This window comes from Halovivax sp., assembly GCA_007119345.1.
GTDB lineage: Archaea > Halobacteriota > Halobacteria > Halobacteriales > Natrialbaceae > Halovivax.
Map to the genome: position 1 here is coordinate 1 of SKPV01000237.1, position 5370 is coordinate 5370.

The following is a 5370-nucleotide window of genomic DNA, read 5'->3' on the forward strand; positions in this document are numbered from 1 at the left end:
GAGGACCCGCCGTCGTCGTCCGAGCCGCGGCCATAGCAGCCGGCGACGAGCGAGCCGACGCCGGCGGCGGTCGCCCCCAGCAGCGTCCGGCGACCGACGCTCCGGCTCGCGGGCCGCGCCGTCTCGCGGTCGTTCATGGAGGAACGCTCCGCGCGCCGGCCCAAAAACTGTTCCCCCGCCGTCGCGCGGTCCCGGCGACGAACGGCGACGTTTGGGCCCCCGATTTCCGTCGACGGTCGTCGCTCGGACGAGGGCCGCGGCGATCATCGCGAGGCTCCGGGCGGTCACGACCGCGCCGACGAGGGTCGCGGCCAGCGGGACGGCGACCCGCGCCGGCCGACCGGCGGGCGCGACGGCACCAGATGGTGTCTGCGGAGACGCGACGTCGTCGGATCGTGTCTGCGGAGACGCGACGTCGTCGGATCGCGGCGGTTGGAAAACGGCGGCGTCGGACCGCGAGGGTGGCGGGAACGCGGCGGCATTGGGGAAATGGTGACGATGTCGGATCCGATCGCACCCACTACGTCGACAGCAGCGCGCCGGGGTTCATGATCCCGGCCGGATCGAGCGTCCGCTTCGTCGAGCGCAGGGCGTCGAGGTACGCGTCCGGGGCCTCCCGCTCGTAACCCTCCCGATGCACCCGTCCGACCGCGTGGTGGTGCGTGATCGTCGCGTCGTGGGCGGCGAGCACGTCCGAGGCGGTCCGCTTGATCGCCCGCCACTGTTCGAGTTCCCGGCCCGGTTCCGCGGGCGCGAGCAGCGTGTAGTACGGCGCCGGGCCGTCCGGGTAGACGTGCGTGAAGCGACACGAGAGGACGCCGGCGCCGCAGGCCTCGCGCACGGCCGCCGTCACCTCCTGCTGGAGCGCCGCGTGCAGGTCGGGGAACCGATCCCACGTGACCGCGGTCTCGAACGTGTCCACCAGCACGCCGACGCTGACGAGCGCGTTGAACAGGTACGGCGCCTCGAAGAACGACGAGCGCCACTCGCCCTCGGTGTCCTCGCGGTCGCGTTCGCCACCGGCCGCCCCGCCTCCGTCGCCGCCCGTTCGATCCTCGTGGGTCGGCCCCGCCGGAGAGCGGCCCCCGCGGTCCGCGCAGATGGCGAGCGCCCGCTCGAGGTCGTCCGCGACGGGCGCGTCGAGCCCCTCGAAGCCGAGCACGAGCAGGTGACTGCCGTCGGTCGCCAGCTCGTTGATCATCGCCTCCGTGGCGTCGAGCAGCCGGCAGTTCGCGGGGTAGAGGCGCGCCTGGGCGATCTCGCGGGTCGCCGCGACCGCCTCGTCGAAGTCCGCGAACCGCACCGTCGCCCGCGAGCGGTACGGCGGCCGGGGCTGGACGCGCATCCAGGCCTCCGTGATCACGCCGAAGGAACCTTCGGAACCGAGCAGGAAGCGGTTCGGGTCCGGCCCCGCCCCCGAGGCGGGCACGTCCAGCGTCTCCAGCGTGCCGGCGGGCGTCACGGCGCGCACGTTCTCGACGAAGTCGTCGATGTGGGTGTAGACGGTGGCGAAGTGGCCGCCCGCGCGGGTGGCGATCCAGCCGCCCAGCGTGGAGAACTCGTAGGATTGGGGGTAGTGGCGGAGCTGGAGGTCGTGGTCGGCCAGGGCGTCGTTGATCTCGGGACCCAGGGCGCCCGCCCCGATGCGAGCGCGCCGCGAGATCTCGTCGACGTCGCGGACGCCGTCCAGGTTCCGCAGGTCCAGCGAGACGACCCCGGCGAACTCGTCACCGTCGCCGAGGCGCCCGCCCCCGCCCACGGAGTCGGCCATCGATCCCTCGTCCCCCGTCGGTTCGACGCCGCCGACGACGCTCGTCCCGCCGCCGAACGGGACGACGGCCACGCGCTCGTCGGTCGCCCACGCGAGGAGGTCGGCGACGTCGCCCTCGCTCTCCGGAACCGCCACGAGGTCCGGCGCGGGGTCGAACGCGCCGCGAAACCCTCTGACGAGGTCGGGGTAGCCCTTCCCGTACGTGTGCCGGGCGCGCGCCTCTCGGTCGGCCGTACAGCCGTCGGCGAGCACCGCCGGCGGATCGATCCGCGACGCCGGAATCGTCGCCTCCGCGAGGGGCGTCGGCTCCAGGAGCGGCCGCTCGGGAAACCCCAGCTCGGTCTCCAGCCGCCGGGCCAGCGCCCGGCGCTCGTCCGCGTCCGGAAAGCGATCGGCGTCCCCCCAGCCCCAGACGCTGCGTTCGCGGTCGGCCATGGACGCCGGATTCGGCGGGCCGGGAGAAATAGCTTCGGCGGAGACGACGAGCGACCGGTCGCGAATCGTCCGGCGACCGCTCGCTCGCCGGTGACGAACATATATCACCTTTCCCGCGGACGTACGCCCCGATGGATCGATCCGCCGCGTCCGAATCCGAACGGCTCTCCCGGCGCGTCCGGGAGGTCGAGCCCCAGGGAATCCGCGTCATGTTCGAGCTCGCCGCCGAGCGCGGCGGCGACCTCGTTCACCTCGAGTTCGGCGAGCCGGACTTCGACACGCCGGACCACGTCGTCGCGGCCGCGACCGAGGCCGCCGCCGCCGGCGCGACGAAGTACACGTCGAACGCCGGCATCCCCGAACTCAGGGAGGCCCTCGGCGAGACGCTCTCTCCGGAATTCGGTCGAACGGTCGATCCCGCCTCGGAGGCCGTCGTCACCAACGGCGGCGTCGAGGCGCTCCACCTCGCGATCCACGCGGTGGCGAACCCGGGCGAGGAGGTCGTCGTCCCCACGCCCGCGTGGCCGAACCCGATCTCGCAGGCGAGACTGGCCGACGCCGTCCCCGTCGAGGTGCCGATGCCCGCCGAGGCGGGGTTCGCGCCCGATCCCGAGCGGATCGTCGACGCGATCGGTCCCGACACCGCCGCCGTCGTCCTGACGACTCCGTCCAACCCGACGGGACGGGTGGTCGAACCCGAGGCCGCCGAGCGGATCGTCGACGCCGCCGCCGCGAACGACGCCTACGTGCTCGCGGACGAGGTCTATCGGGCGCTGACCTACGGCGAGGCGCGGCCCCGGGTCGCGCGCGTCGCCGAGCACGAGGAGTGGGTGTTGACGATCGGCTCGTTCTCGAAGACCTACGCCATGACCGGCTGGCGCGTCGGCTGGCTGGCGGGCCCGCCCGACGTCCTCGAGGAGGTCGCGAAGATCCACGAGCACACCACGTCCTGCGTCAACGCGCCCGCCCAGCACGCGGCGGTCGCGGCCCTCACGGGGCCCCGGGAGCCGATCCGGGAGATGAAGGCGGCCTACCGATCGCGTCGCGACTACGTCCTCGATCGCCTCCGGGCGATTCCGGGACTCTCCGTCGCCGAACCCGAGGGCGGTTTCTACGCGTTCGTCGACGTCAGCGCGCTGGACGGCTCGAGCGCGGACGTCGCGAAGCGGCTCCTCGCCGACCACGGGGTCGTGACGGCGCCGGGAACGGCCTTCGGCGCCGGCGGGGAAGATCACCTCCGACTGAGCTTCGCGAACGGCCGCGACCGGCTCGCGGCGGGGCTCGACCGACTCGAGGCGATGGTTCGCGACGAGCTGAGGGACTGAATCGGCGGGCGGAGCCGAGCCCGCGAGCGATGGGCTTCGTCACGAAACGCCGATCGCGTACGTTCGGCGGTTCGAGTACGGAGCCGCGGAGGTGCTGGCGGACCCTCTCGACGGTCGACTCGACGCTCGGATCGGCGCACGCACGCCGAATCCGGCAGCGAGATCGTCGACGGCGTTCGGGCCGTCGCGGTCGGCGAGAAGCGCCCGACCGGAGCCTGCCGGGCGCATCGAATCTCCTCACGTTCGAGTTGCCGAGCGTTACTCGTAGCGCTCCCGAAGCCGCGTCGAGATCGAATCGAGGACGGCGAACAGCACGTCGAGGGGGTGCTCGTGATCGACGTCGAGCGACGACGGTTCGACCCGCGAGCTCGCCTCGGGCGGCGGGTGCTCGTGCGCTCGGGGCTCCTCCGGCTTCGGGTGGCGATCCCAGCGCCGCTGCCACGATCCGCGTTCGTGGGTCTCCACGTAGTGAAACGAGTAGTCGCCGCCCTCGAACCAGCGGACGTCGAGCCGAACGGTCGACACGTCCTCCGGATACTGCCCGTCGTCCAACCGCACCTCGAGCCGCCGGGGCGAGAGCGAATCCGGGTGGACGGTCCAGCCGGCGACGAGCGGATGCTCGGCCGCCCGTCGGGCGATCAGTTCGAGCGTCGGGACGTCGAGCGGGCCGCTCGATCGATCCGACGGACGCTCGCCGCCGTCCATCGTCGACTCAGACCTCCGCCAGGTCGTCACCGCGAGATTCTGCTCGCCGGAGCGCCCGCTGCAAGACCCCGATGTCCCGGCGGACGGTCCGCCACGTCGTGACGTCGTCCCACCGGTCCTGGACGGCGTCGTGTCCCGCGGTCGGGTCCGCGACGTCGACGACGTCCGGATCGGGAACGCCGAACTCGTCCTGATACGCGCGGTCCTCGGCCAGGAGGTCGTCCAGACGCTCCCGGATCTCCCCGGTGCGGTGCTCGCTCGCGATGGACTCGATCCGCTTCCACCGTAGGTAGGACTCGTTGCGGCGGTAGGTCGCCGGACGACCGGTCGATCGCCGGGCGATCCCCATCTCGACGAGTTGATCGAGCGCCTCCCTGGCGCCGTTCTCGGAGCACGCCGCGCGATCGGCGATCTCGCTCGCCGTCGCCGGGTCGGTGGCGCCGACGATCACGTCGTAGACGCGCTGGAACGTGGTCCGGTCGCGCTGCCAGCGATCGCGGGCGTCGTCGGCCAGCGGCGGGCCCCTGCCGCGATCGTCGGGTACATCGTCGCCGTCCATACCGGACCGTTCGCGCCTACGACTCATATACCTTCGGTCGAGAGCAGAAATATGCGCTATCGACCCTCGAACGCCGGCTCCCGCCCCTCGGTGAACGCTGTCACGCCCTCCATCACGTCGTTCGTGTGGTACATGCCGATCTGCTCGCGGGCCTCCCGCTCCAGGTGCTCCTCGAAGGTGTTCGAATTCGCCCGCAAGAGGAGCCGCCGGAGCGACGAGAGCGCCCGCGTGGGCCCGTTCGCCAGCTCCGTCGCGCGCTCGTCGACCAGCTCGTCCAGCTCGTCGGCGGGAGCGACCTCGGCGACGAGGCCCAGCTCGGCGGCCTCCGCGGCCCCCACCATCCGGCCCGTGGCGAGCAGCTCGAAGGCGGTCTGGACGCCGACGAGCCGGGGGAGATTCCACGTCGCCCCCGTATCGGCGGTGAGCCCGATCTTCGCGAACGAGAAGCCGAGCTTCGCGGACTCGGTGGCGTAGACCAGGTCGCAGGCGACCGCGAGCGCGGCGCCCGCGCCCACGGCGGGGCCGTCGACCCGCGCGATCACCGGCTTTCCGCAGGTCGCGATCTCGCGGACGGC

General features: G+C 72.6%; 5 protein-coding genes. 1 reads left to right on the forward strand and 4 read right to left on the reverse strand.

What is annotated here, in order from left to right:
* Nucleotides 1-520: 520 nt before the first annotated feature.
* Entirely contained in the window at nucleotides 521-2206 is a 1686-nt protein-coding gene (locus QZT59_RS16300; RefSeq protein WP_290818760.1) for an FAD-binding oxidoreductase, read from the reverse strand.
* Between the two features lie 131 nt (nucleotides 2207-2337).
* Between QZT59_RS16300 and QZT59_RS16305 the strand changes: the two genes are divergently transcribed.
* On the forward strand, nucleotides 2338-3531 hold the full coding sequence (locus QZT59_RS16305) for an aminotransferase class I/II-fold pyridoxal phosphate-dependent enzyme (protein WP_290818761.1): 1194 nt from the start codon (nucleotides 2338-2340) through the stop codon (nucleotides 3529-3531).
* Nucleotides 3532-3789: 258 nt separating this feature from the next.
* Here QZT59_RS16305 and QZT59_RS16310 read toward each other — a convergent pair whose 3' ends face one another.
* The 3 genes from QZT59_RS16310 to QZT59_RS16320 all read right to left on the reverse strand — a co-directional run.
* Entirely contained in the window at nucleotides 3790-4236 is a 447-nt protein-coding gene (locus QZT59_RS16310) for a hypothetical protein (RefSeq protein ID WP_290818763.1), read from the reverse strand.
* Between the two features lie 7 nt (nucleotides 4237-4243).
* Nucleotides 4244-4795 (reverse strand): helix-turn-helix domain-containing protein, encoded by a 552-nt coding sequence (locus tag QZT59_RS16315; RefSeq protein ID WP_290818765.1) that lies wholly within the window; start codon nucleotides 4793-4795, stop codon nucleotides 4244-4246.
* Nucleotides 4796-4851: 56 nt separating this feature from the next.
* On the reverse strand, nucleotides 4852-5370 hold a 519-nt coding region (locus tag QZT59_RS16320; RefSeq protein WP_290818767.1), incomplete at its 5' end, for an enoyl-CoA hydratase-related protein.